Raw genomic sequence first — 18,335 nt, 5'->3', positions numbered from 1 at the left:
ACAGGAGAAGCCCATGCCGCTCGTGCGCATCGACATTCCCGCAGGCAAGCCCGAAGCCTGGATCAAGGCGCTCGCCGACGGCGTGCACGCCGCGTTGGTCGGTACCGGCACGGTGCCCGCCGACGATCGCTTCCAGGTGATCGGCGAACACAAGCAAGGCCGGCTGATCGCCGATCCGAATTACATGAACATCGCGCGCGGACCCGATTTCACGCTGGTGCAGATTTTTTGGAGCGTGGGGCGCAGCGACGACATCAAGCGCGGGCTTTACGCCGCGATCGCGCGCAACCTTGCCGCCGATCCGGGATTGCGCCCCGAAGATGTGATGGTGACGCTGAGCGAGACCAATCGTATCGATTGGTCCTTCGGCCACGGGATCGCGCAATACCGTCCGCAATAGTTGACGTCGCGGGCCTCGCTCGCGCTATATACATTCGGATATAGCGTCGAACGGGGCTTTGCGCATGCTTTCTCCCGCCGAATGGGCGGCGGTGCTTCTATCGCTGGAGATCGCGGCCAAAGCGGTCGCGTTCTCGCTGCCGCTCGCCATCGCGGTCGCCTGGCTGCTCGCGCGCGCCGAATTCCCCGGCAAATCGATCGTCGATGGCCTCGTGCATCTGCCGCTGGTGCTGCCGCCGGTCGTCGTCGGCTACTTGCTGCTGCTGATTTTCGGCGTGCGCGGCCCCGTGGGCGGATGGCTCAACGAATATCTCGGCGTGCGCCTGGTGTTCACCGCCGCCGGCGCTTCGCTCGCCACCGCGACGATGGCGTTCCCGCTGATGGTGCGCGCGATCCGCCTGTCGATCGAAGCGCTCGATCCGGGCCTGGACGAAGCCGCGCGCACGCTGGGAGCGGGCAAATTCGACCGCTTCTTCACCATCGCGCTTCCGCTGATCCTGCCGGGGATCCTGGCGGGCGGCATGATCGCCTTCGCGGCGAGCCTGGGCGAATTCGGCGCGGTCATCACATTCGCGTCGAACGTGCCCGGCGAAACGCAAACGCTGCCGCTGGCGATCTATTCGGCGCTGCAACGCCCCGATGGCGAAGCGATGGCGGCCCGCCTCGCGGCGATATCGATCGCGCTCGCTTTCGCGGGATTGCTGCTGTCGGAATATCTCGCGCGCCGCGTGAAGCGGATGATGGGAAGATGATCGAGATCGACATCCGCAAACAGCTGGGCGATTTCGCGCTGAACGCAAAACTCGAGGCGCCGTCGGACGGTGTGCTGGCGCTGTTCGGCCGCTCGGGCTCGGGCAAGACGTCGATCCTGCGCGCCCTCGCCGGGCTCGCGCGCCCCGATCACGGCCGCATCGCGCTGGACGGGGACGTGCTGTTCGATTCCGCCAACGGCATCGACGTGCCGGCGGAGAAGCGGCGCCTGGGTTACGTATTCCAGGATTCGCGGCTGTTCCCGCATCTCGATGTCGCCGCCAATCTGCGCTACGGCGCGAAACGTGCCCCCGGCGGCGAACGAAGCGCTGATTTCGATGCGATCGTAAAACTGCTCGGCATCGCACATCTGCTGGCGCGCAAACCCGTTGCGCTATCGGGCGGCGAGCGCCAGCGCGTCGCGATCGGCCGCGCGTTGCTGGCGCGCCCGCAGGCGCTGTTGATGGACGAGCCGCTCGCCTCGCTCGACGCCGCGCGCAAAGCGGAACTGCTGCCCTATCTCGACCGGCTGCAAAGCGAAACGAAACTGCCGATCGTCTATGTCAGCCACGCGGCGGACGAAGTGATGCGCCTCGCCGACCGGATTGCGCTTATCGAGAACGGCGAAGTGCGCGCGCTGGACACGATCGCCGAGATGGCGCTGCACCCGGATTTCGCCGCCATCGCCGGACGGTTCGATGCGGGCGGCGTGTTAGAGACGAGTGTCGCCGATCACATGCCGGAATATGCGCTGACGCGACTGACATTCGCCGGCGGCACGCTGGATGTGCCCGCGATCGACGCGGCACCGGGGACGCGCGTGCGCGTGCATGTCCGCGCGCGCGACGTGATGGTGGCGACGAGGAAGCCCGAGGGCTTGTCGGCGCGCAACGCGATCGAAGCGACGATCGCGCGCGTGACGCCAAACACGGACGGCCCCGACGCGGAACTCGCCCTCGTCGCGGGCGGTCAAACGATCGCCGCGCGCCTCACCCGCGCCTCGGTCGCGGAACTGGGCTTGCGCGAAGGCATGCCGGTCTACGCGATCCTCAAATCCGTCGCGGTCGGCAAAAGCGACGCCAGCGCGCGTTAGCTAGAACGTGCCGACTTGTCCGTCGGAGCGCGGATCGGTCGCCCCTTCCAGCAGCGCCTTGCCGCCGCCGGCATCGGGCGTGCGCACGATCATGCCCGCGTGCCCCATCAGATCGGTGTAGTCCGCCGGCGTGACTTCCAGATCGTGACCCATGCCCTTCAGCGCCGAAATCGTGCCGGCGGGGAAACGATTTTCGAGCCGCAGCTTGGTCGTGGCCGTGCCCCAGGTGCGGCCCAGCAGCCAGCGCGGTGCGGTCACCGCCGCTTGCGGCTGCATGCCGTAGAAGGCGTAGCGCGAGAAGATCATCGCCTGGGTCTGCGGCTGGCCGTCGCCGCCCATCGTGCCGTAGACCATCGAGCGGCCGTCGTCGAAAAACGCCATCGCGGGGTTCAGCGTGTGGAAGGGTTTGCGCCCGGCCATCAATTCCTGCGCCGCCCCCTTCTCCAGCGAGAACGACGTGCCGCGGTTCTGCCACAGCAGACCGGTTTCCGGCAGCACGCAGGCCGAGCCGAATTCCCAATAGATCGATTGGATGAAGCTGGCACTGCGCCCTTGCGCGTCGATCGCCCCCATCCAAATCGTGTCGCCTTTCTTGGGCGGCTGCGGCCACGGGCCCGCGAGGTTCGGATCGAACTCCTTCACCAGCGAGGCGACCTTGGCGTCCGACAACAGGCTTTGCGGATCGACGGTCATATAGGCCGGATCTTTGACGTGCTTGTCGCGGATCCGGAAGGCGAGCTTCGTCGCCTCCACCAGCGCATGCACGTATTCGGGGCCGTCGCAGCGTTCGGGCTTGATGCGCGCGAAGATCGCCAGGATCAACAGCGACGCGAGCCCTTGCGTGGGCGGGATCATGTTGTAGAGCCGCGCGCCGGGCACACCCACCGTCAGCGGCTTCACGACCTTCGCCTTGTGGCGCGTGAGGTCGTCGAGCGCCACCGGCGAGCCGATGCGCTTCAAATCCGCCGCGATCGCCTTCGACAATTCGCCGCGATAGAAACTCTCCGTCCCTTCGCGGCCGATCTTGGCGATCGTTTCGCCCAAGGCGGGCTGGCGGAAACGCTGGCCGGGTGTGGGTACCTTGCCGCCGGGCAGGAACGCCGCCTTGAAGCCGGGCTGGTCGATGCATTCGGCCAGTTTCTCGGTCGTGAAACGCACCTGGGAATCGGTCGCGGGGAAACCTTCGCGCGCGTAATGGACGCCCGCCTCGACCAAGCGCGACAAGGGCAGCGTGCCGCCCATCGTTTGCGACAGCGCATACGCCGCCCCCCAACCGGAGACCGTGCCCGCCACGGTGTTGGCGGCCAGCGGCCCGCGCGACGGAATCGTTTCATGGCCCTGGCGGCGATACCAGGCGGGCGACAACGCCAAGGCGGCCGCCCCGCACGCGTCGATCGCCACCGGCTTGCCGCGCCCGTCGTCGATCAGCCAGAACCCGTCGCCGCCCACCGCCGTCATATGCGGGTAGACGACCGGGATCGCCGCCGCCATCGCGATCATCGCTTCGACCGCGTTGCCGCCTTCGCGCAACACGTCGAGACCGGCTTGCGCGGCCAGATGATGGGGGGCGGTGACCATGCCGCCATGGCCGCGGGGACTGCTGAGCATCTCGGGGACTCTCCGTTTCGAAGCTTTGTTTCGTTCTAACATGCAAAGCACGAGCCTTGCCCAGTCCGGATTCCGGGGGTAGAGAGCCCTGGAAACCCGCCCGACCGGAGCACGCCCCAGATGGCCACCGCCGACGAAACCTACAAAAAGATGTTCACCGTCTCCTGGCAGGAGCTGCATCGCGACTGCAAGGCGCTGGCGTGGAAGCTGGTCGCGGGCGGCCCCTGGCGCGGTATCGTCGCGATCACGCGCGGCGGGTTGATCCCGGCGGGCATTATCGCGCGCGAACTGGACCTTAGGATCATCGACACGATTTCGGTCGCGACCTATCAGGGCCAGCAGATCGGCGACACGTCGAAACTGCTGAAGCCGCTGGCGGAAAGCACGATCGACGCGAAGGACGGACCGCGCTGGCTGATCATCGACGATCTGGTCGATACGGGGGCCACCGCCAAGATCGTGCGCGCCCTGCTGCCGGGTGCGCATTTCGCCACCGTCTACGCCAAGCCCGCAGGCAAGCCGATGGTCGATACCTACGTGACCGAGACGAGCCAGGACACCTGGATCATGTTCCCGTGGGATACCGAGCCGCAGTTCGTGCGGCCCATTGTCGCCGCGAAGTAAGCGCGCTCAGCCGCCTTCGGCGATTTCCTCGAGCTCTTCGCGCTTCAGGATATCGACCTTGGTCTGCGACGGCAGGCCGATCGTGCCCTGCTTCTTCAGCTGGGTGAATGTGCGGCTGACCGTTTCGGTCGTCAGCCCCAGATAATCGCCGATATCCGCCCGGCTCATCGGCAGGTCGATTGGCGAGTCCGGCCGGCCGCGCGCGGCGGCGCGGCGCGAAACCATCATCAAGAACGACGCCAGACGCTCGCGCGCCGTCTTGCGGCCGAGCAGCAGCATCTGATCTTGTGCGGCGACCAATTCGTTGCCCGCGACTTCCAACAGGCGATGCTCGAGATTGGGCAATTCGGTCAGCAGATTTTCGAGCTTGCGGCGCGGGAAGCGGCACAGGCGCACATTGCCCATCGCCTCGGCCGAATAGGCGTAGCTCTTGTTCAGCGCCACGCCCAGGAAGTCGCCGGGGAACAGGAAACCGGTGATCTGCCGGCGCCCATCGGGCAGCAGCTTGTAGAGCTTCACCGCCCCTTCGACGACGTTGCACAGATGCTCGGCCGGTTCGCTTTCCTGGAACAAGGTCGTGCCCGGCTGCAGATACATGATCGTCGCGATCTCGCGCATGCGCGCGAGCTGGGCGGGTTCCAGCACTTCGCACACGCTGGTCTCGCGGATCGCGCAATCGTCGCAAGGCGACTCGCGCAGCGCCAGCTTCGCCGCAACCGCCGTAGCGCCCGCCGCCGATCCTGCCGCCATCTGGAATCCCCCACTCAATCCACGTAAATTCGTCGGAGATATTGGACCCGCCAGGGGGCGTCGCGCAAGCCCGGCCGGGCGCCGCAAATCCGGCGCCAAACCGTTGAAATCCCAAAATCACGCGGCGGCGTTGATCTTCCGGCCCGGCGGCGGCGTATACAGCCGGAAATGTCCAGACTTCTCGCCCTTTTCGCGGCCCTGGTGCTGTCCTGGCCCGCCGCCGCCGCCCCGCCGACGCTGGAATTCGACGTGTTGCGCGATGGCGCACCCATCGGCAAGCATCGCGTGACGATCGAGCGCGACGGCACCGAAACCCGCGCCACGATCGAAATCGATATGGCCGTGCGCTTGGCCTTCGTGACGGTCTATCGCTACACCCATCGCAGCACGGAATTGTGGCGCGAGGGGCGCCTCGTTTCGCTCGACGCGCGCACCGACGACAACGGCACGCGCACCCAAGTCAGCGCCCGCGCGACCGATGCGGGGCTTGCGATCGACGGCAGCGGCGGCCGCTATGACGCCCCGGCCGAGACGGTGCCGACCAGCTATTGGAACCGCGAGAAGGTGATGCGTTCGCCGCTGCTCGACACGCAAAGCGGCAAGCTGATCGACGTTTCGGCCATGGCGCTGGCGGCCGATGCCAACGGCACGCGCTATCGCTTGGCGGGCGATCTGGAAGCCGATCTTGTCTACGGTCCCGGCGGCGATTGGACAGGCTTGTCGTTCTCGGCGCGCGGCGCGCGGATCGATTACGTCCGCCGCGATATGGCGGCCTCCGCCGCACGTTGATTTGAATCAAAGACCGGCATGCCCGGCTTTGGCACGCTGGCGCGCATGCTGAAGGAATTCGCCCGTTCCGCCCGCGATCCGGTCATCGCCCCGCAAGCCGCCAATGACGGCGGGCGAAACTACGGCGTGCGGCGTTTGACCGGGCGCGACGTGCTGCGCGCCTTTCCGTTGGCGCGGCTTGCCGCCGGGCATCTGACACTGGCGGCATGGCTGCGTTTCGCGGCGGCCTTGGGCGCCAAGCCGCCGGGAACGAAGGCGCCGCGCAAGACCGCGCCCGGGCCCGCCCAACGCGGGCTTCTGGGCGTCGAAGATCAGCGCGGCTATCTGCACGCGCTGTGCAGCTTCGCGGTCGAACCCGATCTGCGCACCGGACGCCGCCTGACGATCGACAATCTCGTCGCCATGGACCTGATCGACGGCGATATCCCCGCCCAAGCGCTGGTCGGCGCCTTGGACAAACTCGCGCGCGAGCTGGATTGCCCGGCCTATGTCGTCCATTTGCCCGAGGCGACGTCGCGCGGCGGACGGTTCCGCGCCGGCATGACCAGCGGCGGCGGACGCGAACAAATCTGCATCCACCGTTCACTGACGACCGTGGGCGCCGAAACCGGTGCGGGAACCGCTTAAATCGCCCGGAAATCCGCGACTCGTCTCTTGCTAGGCCCCGGGGCGGGCGCCTAAATTACCGGCTTCGCGTGTTCCGGCCGCAAAACCGGCCGTCTGACGAGGTCGCCCGTGCCCGATATCCGCCGCGCGCGTGGTTTTGATCTCGCGCGTGCCCTTGGGCACGGCGCGCGCCTATTCGCATTTTCGGTCATCGTCGCCACGAGCGTTTCCGCCGTCGCGCAAGCGCCCGTACCGCGTGCCCCCGAAGGCACCGCCGCGATCGCCGCCCCGCGCGTCGCCGTCACGGCCGACCGTCAGATGGTCGTCGCGGCCAATCCGCTGGCGGCCGATGCCGGGCGGCAGATCCTGCGTCAAGGCGGTTCGGCGGTCGACGCCGCGATCGCCATGCAGATGGTGCTGACGCTGGTCGAGCCGCAAAGCTCCGGGATCGGCGGCGGCGGGTTCCTGCTGCATTACGGCGCGGAGCGCAAACGTATCGACGCCTATGATGGGCGCGAAACCGCGCCGGCCAAAGCCACCGCCGACATGTTCCTGGATGCCGAGGGCAAGCCGCTCGCGTTCAACGAAGCCGCACTCGGCGGCCATGCGGTCGGCGTGCCCGGCGTTCTGCGCATGCTGGAACTGGCGCATGACGAACATGGCCGTCTGCCTTGGGCGCGGCTGTTCGAACCGGCGATGCGCTTGGCGCTCGACGGGTTCCCGATCTCGCCGCGTTTGGCCAAGCAGATCGCCGATACGCCGCAACTGAAGGAATTCGCCGCGACGCGCGCCTATTTCTTCGACGCCGACGGCAATCCCAAGCCGGCGGGCACGCGGCTCACAAATCCCGATCTCGCCGAAACCTTCCGCGTGATCGCCAATGGCGGCGCGCAAGCTTTCTACAATGGCGGCCTTGCCCGCGCGGTCGCCAAGGCCGTGCGCGAAACCGGCAAGGGCGGCAAGCTCACCGCCGACGATCTCAAGAACTATCGCGCCTTGAAGCGCGAAGCGGTGTGCGGGCCCTATCGCCAGCTGAAGATCTGCGGCATGGGCCCGCCTTCGTCGGGCGGCATCGCGGTTCTCCAGGCGATGACGATCCTGGAGCGTTTCGACCTGCGCGGGCTGCAGCCCAACTCGGCCCCGGCGATCCACCTGATCGCGGAAGCGACCAAGCTCGCCTTCGCCGACCGCAACCGCTACCTCGCCGATCCGGAGTTCGAGCAGATTCCGGTCGACCGCTTGACCGACCGCAAATATCTCGCGGGCCGCGCCAAGCTGGTGAGCGCCGAGCGCGCGTCGGGCCGCGCGGAGCCGGGCCGTATCGCCACGCGCGCCAGCCGTGCCGCCGATACGCTGAGCGAGCTTCCCGCGACGTCGCATTTGTCGGTCGTCGACGTCGCCGGCAACGCGATCGCCTTCACCACGTCGATCGAGCGCGCCTTCGGCAGCTACGTGATGACGCGCGGCTTCCTGCTGAACAACCAGATGACCGATTTCGCACTTCGCCCGCGCGACGGCGATGTGCCCAATATCAACCGCGTCGAACCGGGCAAGCGCCCGCGCTCGTCGATGGCGCCGACCATCGTGCTCGACCGCGAAAGCCGCCTGGTCGCGGCTTTGGGCTCGCCCGGCGGCCCGCGCATCATCCCCTATGTCGTGCAGACGCTGGTCGCGTCGATCGATTGGAACATGGACGCGCAGCGCGCGGTCGCTTTGCCCCATGCGGTCAGCATGAACAACGGCACGATCGAGCTGGAACGCGACACGCCCCTCGTCAATCTCGCCGCCGATCTCAAAGCGCTGGGCCACGAGGTTTCGCTCAACCACCAGACCAGCGGGTTGAGCCTGATCCAAGTCGTTCGCCGCCAAGGCCAGACGCGCCTTGTGGGCGGGGCCGATCCGCGCCGCGAAGGCGAAGCGCTGGGCGATTAATTCCCGTTCGGGCGTATGCCCATCCGCCGCCACAAATCGTCGTCGAGATCGCCTTCGCGCACCACCGTGGGCGGGGTCGGCTTCAACGCGGGCGGCGGCGGGGCCGGCGGATCGATTTCGACGGGTGCGCGGAAATAGACGACCCATGCGGCGGTCGCCAATGTCACCAGCATCGCCGTGCCGAGGCCCGCGAACAGGAACATCCGATAGCGTTGCAGGACGGATTTGGGCGCCGCCGGCGCCTTGGCGGCATCGTCTTTCTTGTCGGGTGCGGGGGCGGCCTTCCCCTTGGCCGGCGGCGGCTTTTTCGCGGCCGGGTCGGGCTTGGATGCGGGCTTGCCGGAAGATGCCGCCATGGGTCCGATCCTACACCCCGCCCCCGGGGCGCCGTCTCGGGATAAACTTGACTTGAACGCGGCGGGGCGCCATTCCTGGTCGCGTCAAATACGCCGCAAAAAAGGGGCCGGGTCATGAATTTCCTCAATCAGCTCAATGAAATGGTCCTGCTCTACGGCCCGCCCTTCCTGTTCGGCGTCGTCCTTCTGGTCGTCGGTTCCTGGGTCGCGGGCATCGCCCAGCGTCTGGTCGAGCGCACGCTGAGCCAAGTCGGCAAGGTCGAGCTCACGCTCGCGCGCTTCCTCGGCAGCCTCGTGCGCTATTTGATCCTGACGGTCGTCGTCCTTGCGGTGCTGTCGCAATTCGGCGTGCAGACGGCGAGCCTGATCGCGGTCTTCGGCGCCGCCGGCTTGGCCGTCGGCTTGGCCCTGCAAGGCACGCTGTCGAATCTCGCGGCGGGCGTGATGCTGCTGCTGTTCCGCCCCTATCGCGTGGGCGACCGCATCGACGCGGGCGGCGTCACCGGCAAGGTCGAAGCGATCGATCTGTTCGTCACCGATCTGCGCACCGACGACAATATCCGCGTGCTGGTGCCCAACGGCAAAATCTGGGGCGACAAGGTCGTCAACCATTCCAGCTACAACGCCAAGCGCCTCGACTTCGAAGTGACCGTGCCCGACGAGGTCGACATCAACGCCGCCTTCGCCAAGGTGCTGTCGCTCGCCGCCGGCGATCCGCGTTCGCTGAAGGAACCGCCCCCGGAAGTGATCGTGTCGAAATATTCGGCCGACAACGTGACGCTGACCGTGCGGGTGTGGACCCCGCCGGGCGAGGAAGGGGCGCTGCGCTCGTCGATGAACCTTGCCTTGCGCAACGCCAGCAAGGCGAAATTCGCCTGATTTTTCGGCAGTTCGAAAGGCTTGATCGCCGCGCAACCGCGAATAAAATCCGCCTCCCATGCGCAGCGCCAAATTCCAAATCGGCCAGATCGTCCGCCACCGCGTCTACCCGTTCCGGGGCGTGGTGTTCGACGTCGATCCCGTCTTCGCGAATACCGAGGAATGGTATCGCTCGATCCCGGCCGAATTGCGCCCGCGCAAGGATCAGCCCTTCTATCACCTCTACGCGCTGAACGAGCGCGAGGGGCCATATCAGGCCTATGTCAGCGAGCAGAATTTGCTGCCCGATGCCGAGAACGGCCCGGTCGATCACCCGGACGTGCAGCGCATGTTCGGCAAGTTCGGCGGCGGCGGTTACAAGCCCAAGCCCGCCGCCTTCAGCGGCGGCTTGCACTGAAATTCTCCGCAAGCGCGATCACGCCGCCGTGATGCGCCCCGTCGCGCGCGCGTAAGCGTCGCCCCAGTCGCAGATCGGCATCAACGCCGCGTTGAGACGGACGCCCCACGCGGTGAGGGCATACTCGACCCGCGGCGGAACTTCGTGGAAGACCGTGCGCGTGACGAGTTGGTCGCGTTCGAGTTCGCGCAATTGCTGGATCAACATTTTCTCGGTCACGCCCGGCACCCGGCGGCGAAGCGCCCCGAAGCGCAGCGGCCCGCCGGCGAGTTCCCAAAGAATGGCGGCTTTCCATTTTCCGCCGACCACGGCGAAGGCGGGCCCGATGCCGCAATCGTAGTTGGGCAACCGCTTCTTTTTCCGGGATCGCTCCATCACTTACCTAAAGGTATGTACCTGACAAAATAGTCGGTACTTGATGAATATATAGCGGATCGCCAGCTTATCGCCAGAACCTCGGAAAGGAACTTCGAGAATGAGCGATGTGACGGTAATCGGACTTGGGCCCATGGGATTGGCGCTTGCGGATTTGGCGCTAAAGGCCGGAAAACGCGTGAGCCTCTGGAACCGCAGCCCTGCGAAAGCGGAACCGCTTGTCCAGCGGGGTGCGGCGTTTGCCGCGACGCCCGCGGCGGCGATTTCCGCAAGCCCGGTGACGCTCGTGTGCGTTTACGACTACGACGCGGTCGAAGCGATCGCGACCGGCGCGGGCTTCGCCGCCGCGTCGCGGGGGCGCCTTATCGTCAATCTCGGCACCGGCAGTCCCGACGACGCGCGGCGCATCGACGCGTTGATCCGCGGTTATGGCGGCCGCTACCTCGACGGCGCGATTCAGGCCGCACCCAGCCAAATGGGGCAGGACAACACACCGATCCTCGTCTCCGGCCCGCATTCCGCTTTCGCCGAGGCGCAGCCATCGCTGAAAATCCTCGCCGGCAACATCGTGCATCTTGGCGAGGATATCGGCGCGGCTGCGGCGATGGATCTTTCCACCCTGTCCTATGTTTACGGCGCATTCGCCGGGTTCCTGCATGGCGCCAGGATCGCGGAATCCGTCGGGATCGACGTCGCGATCTACGGAAAACTCGTCAACGCGATCTCGCCGAGCTTCGGCGCTTTTTTCGAGCACGAGGGTCGGGTGATCGCCTCGGGCGATTTTCGCATCACCGAAAGCCCACTGCGTATTTCCACACCGGCCGTCCGGCGTATTCTGCTGACCTCGGAACGGCTTGGCCTGAATACGGCGCTGCCGACCCTCGTCGATGACTGGCTGACGAAAGCCGAGGCGGCGGGTTTCGCGAACGAGGAAGTCGCAGCCACGATCAAAATACTGCGCAGCGGAACCGCCGCGTCCGCGCCGGAGGAGATGCGCCCGCATTTATGACGCGCTAGACGCGCGTTTCACGCGGGCTTAAGCTCGATGGCGAAAGGTCCTCGCAAGGGGAAAGCCATGAGCCAGATTTTCCAGCTGAAGCTTCTCGACCGGGTGCTCGAAGCGCTGAAACAGCTCGGCGAGGCCATTGCCGATCTGGGCGCGCCGCCACCGGTTCTCAAGCCGATCCGCGTACCGGTTCGCCGGCGCTGATCGCGGCCGAGGGCCCTGTCCGCAAACCGGCTAGGGCCGTTTCGATCGACGCTTCGAACGCGACCGCGGGCGCGGCGATGTCATGCGCGGCAAGATCGCGGCGCACGGCGGGCGATGCCCCCGTAATCACCAGCTTCACATTCCGCCGCGCGGCTTGGTGCATCAGGCCTTCGATCGTGTGCGCGGCCGTGGAATCCACGAACGGCACGGCCGCGAAATCCACGACCAGCGCACGATGCGTATCAGCGATGCGTTCCAACACCGCGCCGATCGACGCGGCCGCCCCGAAGAAGAACGCGCCGGTGATCCGGTAGACGACGATCTCGGGATCGTTGGCCGTGCGCTCGTCATAACCTTGACGCGTACCGTCCGCGTCGTCGGCGCGATCCTCCGACACGAAAGGCGTTTCGCTCGCCACCGCCGTCGTCTGCGACATGCGATGGATGAACAACGCCGAGCCCAGCGCGAAGCCGACCACAATCGCTTCGATCAAATCGCGGAACATGGTCAGCAGGAAGGTCGACATCAGCACCGCCGCATCACCGGGCGACGCGCGCAGCAGCACGGCGAAAGCGTGTTTCTCGACCATGTTCCACGCGACCAGCGCCAACACGCCCGCCAATGCCGCCAGCGGGATATAGGCGGCAAGCGGGGCGGCGAGCAGCACGAAGGCGAGCAGGAACAGCGCATGCAGCATGCCCGCAATGGGCCCATGCGCGCCGGAGCGCACATTCGTCGCCGTGCGCGCGATCGTGCCGGTGACGCAGATCCCGCCGAACAAGGCGCTTGCGACATTCGCGAAGCCCTGCCCGACCAATTCGCAATTGGCGCGATGGCGCCGCCCGGTCATGCCGTCGGCCACCACGGCCGACAGCAACGATTCGATCGCGCCGAGCACGGCGAAACCGACGGCCGCGGGCATCACGCTGACGATCTTCGCCCAGGACAGATCGGGCAATTGCGGCATCGGCAACGACGCGGGAATGCCGCCGAACTGCGAGCCGATCGTCGCGACGTTCAAACCAAAAATGGCGGTCGCCGCGGCGGCGGCCGTCACCGCGATCAACAGACCCGGCCAATGCGGACGCAGACGCTTCACGCCCTCGGCGATCGCGATGGTGGCGACGGCGAGGGCGACGGTCGTGCCGTCGAGCGTGGGCAACGCGTCCCACAGCACGGGGATCTTCTCGAGGATCGGGCGCGGTTCTTCGCCCGCCAGCGTCAGGCCCAGAAGATCTTTGATCTGACTCGCGAAGATGATCGCGGCGATGCCGGCGGTGAAACCGACCGTCACCGGATAGGGAATGAATTTGACGTAGGTGCCCAGGCGCAAATAACCCGCGATCACCAGCAACACGCCCGAGAGCAGGACGGCGAGGATCGCGCCATCCATTCCGTGTTCGGCGATCGTGGCGCCGACCAGCACGATGAAAGCGCCCGCCGGGCCGCCGATCTGAAAGCGGCTGCCGCCCAGCGCCGACACGAAAAATCCGCCGACGATGGCGGTGACGAGGCCTTGGGCGGGCGTGGCGCCCGACGCGATGGCGATCGCCATCGACAGCGGCAAAGCGACGACCGCGACGGTAAGCCCCGCGATCACATCGTTGCGGAACTGCGCTGGTCCGTAGCCTTCGCGCAGGATGGTGACGAGTTTGGGCGTGAAAAGTTCGGCGAAGCTCGGCGCGCGTGAATTCATCGGCGGGACCCCCCGATCCCAGCGCTTAGACTAAGCGATGGGATCGGGAACAGCCAATGTCCCGCGCGCGGCTCAGCCTTGCCCGGGCATCGGCATCGGCACGTAGATCATCCAGTTCATGCCGAATTTGTCGGACGCCATGCCGAAGGCCGGCGAAAAGAACGTCGGCCCGAACGGCATCATGATCTTCCCGCCCTCGGCCAGCGCGTCGAACAAACGTTTCGCGTCGTCCGGATCCTTGGCGAGGATATTGAGCGCGACGCCTTTGAATTCGGGCTTTCCGCTGGCCCCGCCGTCGGAGGCGAAGATCGTCGTGTCGCGCAATTTGAACTCGGCATGCATGATCTTGTCGGGCGGCGGCGCCGGGCAGCCGGGCTGTTCGGGCCCGCCTTTGGGGGCCGCGTCGTAGCGCATCATCATCCCGATCTCGGCGCCCAATGCGGTGCGATAGAATTCGAGCGCTTTCTCGCAATTTCCTTCGAAAAACAAATACGGCGCGACGGTCATGTATCCATTCCTCCTCGTTGACAAATACGTTGATATCAACATATATTGACGGAGTCAAATCGAGGGGTAAACGGCGAAATGCCGAGCCGGACCGGACCCAGCCACGAAACGACGATCGAAGTGCGCGACGGCTGCTTGTGCCTGCATGTGCAGCGCGCGGCACGCGCGCTCGCCCGGCGCTTCGACGCGGCGTTCCGCGATATCGGCCTGTCGCAAGGCCAGTTCTCGCTGATGATGGCGTTGAACCGGCCCGCGCCGCCGCCGCTCGGCCCCCTCGCCGATTTCCTGGCGATGGATCGCACGACGCTGACCGCGTATCTCAAAGTTCTCACCGCGCGCGGCTGGGTCGATATCGCGACGGACGCGGACGACAAGCGCGTGCGCCGCCCGTCGCTCACCGCGGCCGGCCGCGCGGCGCTGAACGCCGCCGTGCCGATCTGGCGCGCGACCCACGCCGAGCTCGACCGCGAATTGGGCGAGACGCGCGTCGACACGATGCGCAAATCCCTGCGTCTCGTCGCCTGAAGGAACAACATGTCCCTCGTCCTGCACGCCCATCCGTTGTCGAGCTATTGCCAGAAGGTCTTACTTGGCTTGCGCGAGAACGGCATCGCCTTCGACTATCGTAAAATCGAATTCGGCGACGCGGCACATGGCGCCGAACTCGAACGCCTCTGGCCGATGAAGCGTATTCCCGTGCTGGTCGAGAACGGCACGCCGATCGTCGAATCCTCGATCATCCTCGAACATGTCGACCGGGCGTATTCGGGCCAAACGAAGTTGATCCCCGCCGATGCGGCGATGGCGCTGGAAGCGCGCTTCATGGATCGCGTGTTCGACAACTACGTGATGACGCCGATGCAGGCGATCGTGTTCGAGGCTTTGCGCCCAGCCGAAGCGCGCGATCCGTTCGGCGTGGCCAAGGCGCGCAAGGAACTCGACACGATCTATGCCTGGCTCGACGCCAAGCTCGAGGGGCGCGAATGGGCGGCCGGGCCCGCATTCACGCTGGCCGATTGCGCGGCCGCACCGTCGCTATTCTACGCCGATTGGACGCAACCCATTCCGGCCATGTATGCGCGGCTCAAAGCCTATCGCGCGCGCTTGTTGGCACGACCGGCATTCGCGCAAATCGTCGACGAGGCGCGGCCCTATCGGCAGTTCTTCCCGCTGGGCGCCCCCGACCGCGACTAAACGAACGGCAACGCGTCGCGCAGACTGGATTCCACGTCATGGGCGGGGCGATAGCCGAAATCCTTCGCCGCCGCCGAAATGTCGAACGCGTAATCGCGCGGCCAGGGGAACCCGGCGAAACCCGTCGGCGGCACATCGGCCGTTTCGATCGCCAGATCGGGCCGCACGCGCTTGGCCGCCGCGACGAAATCGGCGACGCTGGTCATCCGGCCCGACGCGATGTTGTAGACGCGCGAGGGCAAAGCCGGCGCATCCAGGGCCGCGACATTCGCCGCCGCCACGTCGCGCGCATCGACGAAATCCTCGCCGCGCGTCCAAAGATAGAGCTTGTCCTCGACGCGCGCTTTGCCGCCGATCGCACCCTGCCCCAGCAGCTTCGACATCAAGCCGCCGGGCACGGAGTTATTCGGTCCCGCCCAGAGGCCGAGCACGGCGGCGTAGCGCAGCGCCGCCCAATCGAGCCCGAATTGATCGCCGTAGAGCCGCACGAACCATTCGCCGGCGAGCTTGGCGGCGGCGTAAAGCGAGCGCGGCGCCTGGCTCGCCACGCGCATCGCCAGATCCTCTTTGACCGGGGCGGTCAGGGGATCGCCGAAAGTCGAATAGGCGACAGTGGTGGACGAGGCGTAGAGAAAGCGCTTCACGCCCGTGGCGCGCGCGGCTTCGAGCAGCGCCACCGTGCCGCCGAGATTGACGTCGAAGGCGAGCGTGGGGCGTTCGCGGATCGCCAGGCTCAACGCCGCCGCCGTGTGCACGACCTTGGTGACGCCGTGGCGTTCGAACAGTTCGCGCATCGCCGCGCGATCCGACACGTCGCCCGCGACGATCGTCGCCCGGCCGTCGGGAACGAGCGAAGCGATCGCCGCCGCGTTGGGCCGCAGATCGAGCAAAACCGGCTTCTCGCCCCGCGCCGCCAAAAGCGATGCCGTGCGGCAGCCGATCAGCCCCGCGCCCGTAATCAGAATCGTCATGAATTCACACTCGATAACGCCGCACGGCGAGATAACCCAAGCCAAGCGCCGTGACCAGCCAAATGCCTTGCGCGATGGCGAAGGGCGGCTCGCCTTGCGTGGGCGCGAGCGCCGTCAACGCCGGCACTTTCAGGAAGCCTTGGACGATCAGCACGAAGACGTTGAGATAAAGCGCCAGGATGCCGCCGATCACATAGGCCAAGCGCCAGCGCCCGGCGAGTTGGGCGCCATATAACCCGTAGATCGCCGCCGCCAGCACGATCAGCGAGATCACGCCGAACAGATGCGACGGCAGGAATTGCGTGGCGGGAAACATGAAGCCGGTGACGCTGGTCAGGACCGTCGTCGCCAGGAACGCCGCCGTCAGCTGTTGGCGCGCGCGATTGCCGATCAGATCGGCGAGCCATGCGATGCCACTCGCGATCGCGATCAGACTGATCAGCACGTGTAGCGTCGTAAACGCCTCGATCGACATTCCCAGCATCATGGTCCGGCTCCCTTGTTTCCCCAAAGGATGCTAAATCCGGGCCATCCGCAACGAAAGGTCGTTATGCGCGACAATCTCGTTTTGATCACCGGCTGCTCGGGTGGCGGCAAGTCGAGCCTGCTCGATCGCTTGCGCGCCCGCGGCCATCGCGTCGTCGAAGAGCCGGGGCGGCGCGTCGTGCGCACGGAACAAGCGCAAGGCGGCAATGCTCTGCCCTGGATCGATTTGCCCGCGTTTCTGCACCGGGCATTGGCGCTGGCGCAAAACGATCTGGATGCGGCGCGCGGCGCGACGGATTTCGTGTTCTTCGATCGCGGCGTGATCGACGCGGCATCGGGCTTGGCGGAACTGACCGGTACGCCGGTGTTGCGCGACGTGAATGCCGCGTCGCTCTATCGCCGCGAGGTCTTCCTTGCCCCGCCCTGGCCGGAAATTTTCGCGAACGATCCCGAGCGCCGCCACGGCTTCGACGACGCGACGCGCGAGTATCGCCGCCTCGCCGACACGTTGCCGCGCTTGGGCTACACGGCCATCGAGCTGCCGAAAACGACGCCGGAAGCGCGTGCCGATTTCGTGCTGTCGACGCTTCGGCGCTAGACGGAAAGAACGATCCCGGCCTTGCCGCCTTGCGCGCGGCGCATCGCATCGACCGTCCATTCCAGCGCCTGCGCCAGTTTCTCGTTGCCGAACCAGCGCGCGCCGTCGGCCCCCTTGGCGGCGATGTCGGTGAAGTCGTAGCGCGTCGCGTCGGTGTCGATATCGACCGATTGCTTCGTATAGGCGGAGATCTTGATCGTCATACCGACGAAGGGCGTGCTTTCGTCGAGCGTCATGCGACCGCCTTTGATCTCGCCATTGACCCAATCGATCAACTCCTTGCGGGTCATCGACGTGAAATCGAGTTTGCGGCCCGGCGACGCTTCGGACGCGGCCGGATCGGTCTCGGCGGCGGCGGCAGATTTGGGATGGGCGGCGAAACTGGCGAACGCGGCGGTGGCGAAAGACGTGTTGATCTGCACGATACGGACCTCGGACTCGTTTGCTTGGCCGGCTTGTCGTCACCGGCCCGGCTTCGTCTTTCGCAGGACGCGTGCCACACCTATCCTATTGATTAAAAACGACTTATAGACGCACCCCGGCGCTTGTTACACGGCATAATCTGCCGCCCCGGCAGTCTCTGCCCCCGCGCTTAGGGTTAATTTCGGCGCAACCAACCGCTCAGCCTTCGGTCAGATTCTCGATCGCATCGAGCACCATGCCGGTACCGATCGCCAGCAGCAGGATATCGGCGCCGGCGCGCACATAGCGCCCGCCGGCAGGCACGTTGAGGCGCAGTTCCAATTCGCGCGGCAAGGCATGGAAGACGACGTCGCGCGGCAGCGGACGGCCGATCTGCCATTTGCGCGCTTGGCCCGGCGGCATGCAGCCATTGTTCTTCTTGGCGAGACCCGGCGGGCAATGGCCGCCGCGAAATTGCGCGTCGTAATAGCTGCGGATTTCGCGCCGATCGGGATCGCCGATAACGATCGAAACGGACACGTTGCTGCGCCCGTCGCGCTCGTAGCGGCCGTCGCGTTGCTCGCCGCCGCGCTTCCACGGCGGCTCGGCGAAAGCGGGCGTTGCCGCGAAGCCGGCGGCAAGAATCAAAGCGAAGGTGGCGCGAGGGCGGTTGAACATGACAGCGACTCCTTTCCGGGGCCGACCGGAAAACG

At 66.2% G+C, this 18,335-nt stretch carries 23 protein-coding genes; 13 read left to right on the top strand and 10 right to left on the bottom strand.

The window, feature by feature from the left end; genetic code table 11:
• The first annotated feature begins 13 nt into the window (after positions 1-13).
• From J0H39_05015 to modC, 3 genes are all read left to right on the top strand, one after another.
• Positions 14-400 carry a tautomerase family protein gene (locus J0H39_05015; GenBank protein MBN9496092.1) on the top strand — a complete coding sequence of 129 codons (387 nt, stop codon included), beginning with the start codon at positions 14-16 and terminating at the stop codon, positions 398-400.
• 64 nt (positions 401-464) lie between these two features.
• A complete protein-coding gene (modB, locus tag J0H39_05010) occupies positions 465-1,151 on the top strand; it encodes a molybdate ABC transporter permease subunit (protein ID MBN9496091.1) in 687 nt (228 codons plus the stop codon).
• A complete protein-coding gene (gene modC / locus J0H39_05005) occupies positions 1,148-2,242 on the top strand; it encodes a molybdenum ABC transporter ATP-binding protein (protein MBN9496090.1) in 1,095 nt (364 codons plus the stop codon). Before modB ends, modC begins: the two co-directional genes overlap by 4 nt.
• On the opposite strand, the gene J0H39_05000 is transcribed toward modC, so the two are convergent.
• Positions 2,243-3,850, bottom strand: a complete 1,608-nt coding sequence (locus tag J0H39_05000; protein ID MBN9496089.1) for a gamma-glutamyltransferase family protein — start codon at positions 3,848-3,850, stop codon at positions 2,243-2,245.
• A gap of 120 nt (positions 3,851-3,970) precedes the next feature.
• Between J0H39_05000 and gpt the strand changes: the two genes are divergently transcribed.
• The gene (gene gpt / locus J0H39_04995; protein ID MBN9496088.1) at positions 3,971-4,474 is read left to right on the top strand and encodes a xanthine phosphoribosyltransferase; all 504 of its coding nucleotides are present in this window, start codon (positions 3,971-3,973) and stop codon (positions 4,472-4,474) included.
• A 6-nt stretch (positions 4,475-4,480) separates the two neighbouring features.
• Here gpt and J0H39_04990 read toward each other — a convergent pair whose 3' ends face one another.
• Positions 4,481-5,224, bottom strand: a complete 744-nt coding sequence (locus J0H39_04990; protein ID MBN9496087.1) for a cyclic nucleotide-binding domain-containing protein — start codon at positions 5,222-5,224, stop codon at positions 4,481-4,483.
• Positions 5,225-5,392: 168 nt separating this feature from the next.
• On the opposite strand from J0H39_04990, the gene J0H39_04985 reads away from it, so the two are divergent.
• The 3 genes from J0H39_04985 (at position 5,393) to ggt (ending at position 8,551) form a co-directional block, all read left to right on the top strand.
• A complete protein-coding gene (locus tag J0H39_04985) occupies positions 5,393-6,013 on the top strand; it encodes a hypothetical protein (GenBank protein MBN9496086.1) in 621 nt (206 codons plus the stop codon).
• An 18-nt stretch (positions 6,014-6,031) separates the two neighbouring features.
• Positions 6,032-6,640 (top strand): hypothetical protein, encoded by a 609-nt coding sequence (locus tag J0H39_04980; GenBank protein ID MBN9496085.1) that lies wholly within the window; start codon positions 6,032-6,034, stop codon positions 6,638-6,640.
• Between the two features lie 117 nt (positions 6,641-6,757).
• Complete coding sequence (gene ggt, locus J0H39_04975) at positions 6,758-8,551, top strand: gamma-glutamyltransferase (protein ID MBN9496084.1); 1,794 nt, start codon at positions 6,758-6,760, stop codon at positions 8,549-8,551.
• On the opposite strand, the gene J0H39_04970 is transcribed toward ggt, so the two are convergent.
• A complete protein-coding gene (locus J0H39_04970; protein ID MBN9496083.1) occupies positions 8,548-8,907 on the bottom strand; it encodes a hypothetical protein in 360 nt (119 codons plus the stop codon). The genes ggt and J0H39_04970 overlap by 4 nt on opposite strands.
• Before the next feature lie 114 nt (positions 8,908-9,021).
• On the opposite strand from J0H39_04970, the gene J0H39_04965 reads away from it, so the two are divergent.
• Both J0H39_04965 and hspQ read left to right on the top strand, forming a co-directional pair.
• Positions 9,022-9,786: a mechanosensitive ion channel family protein gene (locus J0H39_04965; protein MBN9496082.1), complete on the top strand. Its 765-nt coding sequence runs from the start codon at positions 9,022-9,024 to the stop codon at positions 9,784-9,786.
• A gap of 58 nt (positions 9,787-9,844) precedes the next feature.
• Entirely contained in the window at positions 9,845-10,183 is a 339-nt protein-coding gene (hspQ, locus tag J0H39_04960) for a heat shock protein HspQ (protein ID MBN9496081.1), read from the top strand.
• Between the two features lie 18 nt (positions 10,184-10,201).
• On the opposite strand, the gene J0H39_04955 is transcribed toward hspQ, so the two are convergent.
• Positions 10,202-10,558: a helix-turn-helix transcriptional regulator gene (locus tag J0H39_04955; GenBank protein ID MBN9496080.1), complete on the bottom strand. Its 357-nt coding sequence runs from the start codon at positions 10,556-10,558 to the stop codon at positions 10,202-10,204.
• Positions 10,559-10,658: 100 nt separating this feature from the next.
• Here J0H39_04955 and J0H39_04950 point away from each other — a divergent pair, with 100 nt between their 5' ends.
• Positions 10,659-11,567: an NAD(P)-dependent oxidoreductase gene (locus J0H39_04950; GenBank protein ID MBN9496079.1), complete on the top strand. Its 909-nt coding sequence runs from the start codon at positions 10,659-10,661 to the stop codon at positions 11,565-11,567.
• Between the two features lie 166 nt (positions 11,568-11,733).
• On the opposite strand, the gene J0H39_04945 is transcribed toward J0H39_04950, so the two are convergent.
• A complete protein-coding gene (locus J0H39_04945; GenBank protein ID MBN9496078.1) occupies positions 11,734-13,464 on the bottom strand; it encodes a SulP family inorganic anion transporter in 1,731 nt (576 codons plus the stop codon).
• Between the two features lie 72 nt (positions 13,465-13,536).
• Complete coding sequence (locus J0H39_04940) at positions 13,537-13,971, bottom strand: VOC family protein (protein MBN9496077.1); 435 nt, start codon at positions 13,969-13,971, stop codon at positions 13,537-13,539.
• A gap of 78 nt (positions 13,972-14,049) precedes the next feature.
• Between J0H39_04940 and J0H39_04935 the strand changes: the two genes are divergently transcribed.
• Together J0H39_04935 and J0H39_04930 are read left to right on the top strand one after the other, a co-directional pair.
• Positions 14,050-14,496 carry a winged helix-turn-helix transcriptional regulator gene (locus J0H39_04935; protein ID MBN9496076.1) on the top strand — a complete coding sequence of 149 codons (447 nt, stop codon included), beginning with the start codon at positions 14,050-14,052 and terminating at the stop codon, positions 14,494-14,496.
• A 9-nt stretch (positions 14,497-14,505) separates the two neighbouring features.
• Positions 14,506-15,165 carry a glutathione S-transferase family protein gene (locus tag J0H39_04930; protein MBN9496075.1) on the top strand — a complete coding sequence of 220 codons (660 nt, stop codon included), beginning with the start codon at positions 14,506-14,508 and terminating at the stop codon, positions 15,163-15,165.
• Here J0H39_04930 and J0H39_04925 read toward each other — a convergent pair.
• The gene (locus J0H39_04925) at positions 15,162-16,136 is read right to left on the bottom strand and encodes an NAD(P)-dependent oxidoreductase (GenBank protein MBN9496074.1); all 975 of its coding nucleotides are present in this window, start codon (positions 16,134-16,136) and stop codon (positions 15,162-15,164) included. The two genes, J0H39_04930 and J0H39_04925, sit on opposite strands and share 4 nt — an antisense overlap.
• Before the next feature lie 4 nt (positions 16,137-16,140).
• Positions 16,141-16,623, bottom strand: a complete 483-nt coding sequence (locus J0H39_04920) for a hypothetical protein (protein MBN9496073.1) — start codon at positions 16,621-16,623, stop codon at positions 16,141-16,143.
• A gap of 63 nt (positions 16,624-16,686) precedes the next feature.
• On the opposite strand from J0H39_04920, the gene J0H39_04915 reads away from it, so the two are divergent.
• The gene (locus tag J0H39_04915) at positions 16,687-17,220 is read left to right on the top strand and encodes an AAA family ATPase (protein MBN9496072.1); all 534 of its coding nucleotides are present in this window, start codon (positions 16,687-16,689) and stop codon (positions 17,218-17,220) included.
• Here J0H39_04915 and J0H39_04910 read toward each other — a convergent pair.
• Complete coding sequence (locus tag J0H39_04910; protein MBN9496071.1) at positions 17,217-17,642, bottom strand: hypothetical protein; 426 nt, start codon at positions 17,640-17,642, stop codon at positions 17,217-17,219. The genes J0H39_04915 and J0H39_04910 overlap by 4 nt on opposite strands.
• A 199-nt stretch (positions 17,643-17,841) precedes the next feature.
• Positions 17,842-18,300 (bottom strand): hypothetical protein, encoded by a 459-nt coding sequence (locus tag J0H39_04905; protein ID MBN9496070.1) that lies wholly within the window; start codon positions 18,298-18,300, stop codon positions 17,842-17,844.
• Positions 18,301-18,335 lie beyond the last annotated feature (35 nt).

This window comes from Alphaproteobacteria bacterium, from assembly GCA_017308135.1.
Classification (GTDB): Bacteria; Pseudomonadota; Alphaproteobacteria; order CACIAM-22H2; family CACIAM-22H2; genus Tagaea.
Note: the sequence above shows the minus strand (reverse complement) of the source record. Positions and strands in the feature narration are given on the sequence as shown.

What these genes read in the sequence shown, in the direction of transcription:
- J0H39_05015 (MBN9496092.1), top strand. Translation starts at nt 14, where the DNA reads ATGCCGCTCGTGCGCATCGACATTCCCGCAGGCAAGCCCGAAGCCTGG.
- modB (MBN9496091.1), top strand. Translation starts at nt 465, where the DNA reads ATGCTTTCTCCCGCCGAATGGGCGGCGGTGCTTCTATCGCTGGAGATC.
- modC (MBN9496090.1), top strand. Translation starts at nt 1,148, where the DNA reads ATGATCGAGATCGACATCCGCAAACAGCTGGGCGATTTCGCGCTGAAC.
- J0H39_05000 (MBN9496089.1), bottom strand. Translation starts at nt 3,850, where the DNA reads ATGCTCAGCAGTCCCCGCGGCCATGGCGGCATGGTCACCGCCCCCCAT.
- gpt (MBN9496088.1), top strand. Translation starts at nt 3,971, where the DNA reads ATGGCCACCGCCGACGAAACCTACAAAAAGATGTTCACCGTCTCCTGG.
- J0H39_04990 (MBN9496087.1), bottom strand. Translation starts at nt 5,224, where the DNA reads ATGGCGGCAGGATCGGCGGCGGGCGCTACGGCGGTTGCGGCGAAGCTG.
- J0H39_04985 (MBN9496086.1), top strand. Translation starts at nt 5,393, where the DNA reads ATGTCCAGACTTCTCGCCCTTTTCGCGGCCCTGGTGCTGTCCTGGCCC.
- J0H39_04980 (MBN9496085.1), top strand. Translation starts at nt 6,032, where the DNA reads ATGCCCGGCTTTGGCACGCTGGCGCGCATGCTGAAGGAATTCGCCCGT.
- J0H39_04970 (MBN9496083.1), bottom strand. Translation starts at nt 8,907, where the DNA reads ATGGCGGCATCTTCCGGCAAGCCCGCATCCAAGCCCGACCCGGCCGCG.
- J0H39_04965 (MBN9496082.1), top strand. Translation starts at nt 9,022, where the DNA reads ATGAATTTCCTCAATCAGCTCAATGAAATGGTCCTGCTCTACGGCCCG.
- hspQ (MBN9496081.1), top strand. Translation starts at nt 9,845, where the DNA reads ATGCGCAGCGCCAAATTCCAAATCGGCCAGATCGTCCGCCACCGCGTC.
- J0H39_04955 (MBN9496080.1), bottom strand. Translation starts at nt 10,558, where the DNA reads ATGGAGCGATCCCGGAAAAAGAAGCGGTTGCCCAACTACGATTGCGGC.
- J0H39_04950 (MBN9496079.1), top strand. Translation starts at nt 10,659, where the DNA reads ATGAGCGATGTGACGGTAATCGGACTTGGGCCCATGGGATTGGCGCTT.
- J0H39_04945 (MBN9496078.1), bottom strand. Translation starts at nt 13,464, where the DNA reads ATGAATTCACGCGCGCCGAGCTTCGCCGAACTTTTCACGCCCAAACTC.
- J0H39_04940 (MBN9496077.1), bottom strand. Translation starts at nt 13,971, where the DNA reads ATGACCGTCGCGCCGTATTTGTTTTTCGAAGGAAATTGCGAGAAAGCG.
- J0H39_04935 (MBN9496076.1), top strand. Translation starts at nt 14,050, where the DNA reads ATGCCGAGCCGGACCGGACCCAGCCACGAAACGACGATCGAAGTGCGC.
- J0H39_04930 (MBN9496075.1), top strand. Translation starts at nt 14,506, where the DNA reads ATGTCCCTCGTCCTGCACGCCCATCCGTTGTCGAGCTATTGCCAGAAG.
- J0H39_04925 (MBN9496074.1), bottom strand. Translation starts at nt 16,136, where the DNA reads ATGACGATTCTGATTACGGGCGCGGGGCTGATCGGCTGCCGCACGGCA.
- J0H39_04920 (MBN9496073.1), bottom strand. Translation starts at nt 16,623, where the DNA reads ATGATGCTGGGAATGTCGATCGAGGCGTTTACGACGCTACACGTGCTG.
- J0H39_04915 (MBN9496072.1), top strand. Translation starts at nt 16,687, where the DNA reads ATGCGCGACAATCTCGTTTTGATCACCGGCTGCTCGGGTGGCGGCAAG.
- J0H39_04905 (MBN9496070.1), bottom strand. Translation starts at nt 18,300, where the DNA reads ATGTTCAACCGCCCTCGCGCCACCTTCGCTTTGATTCTTGCCGCCGGC.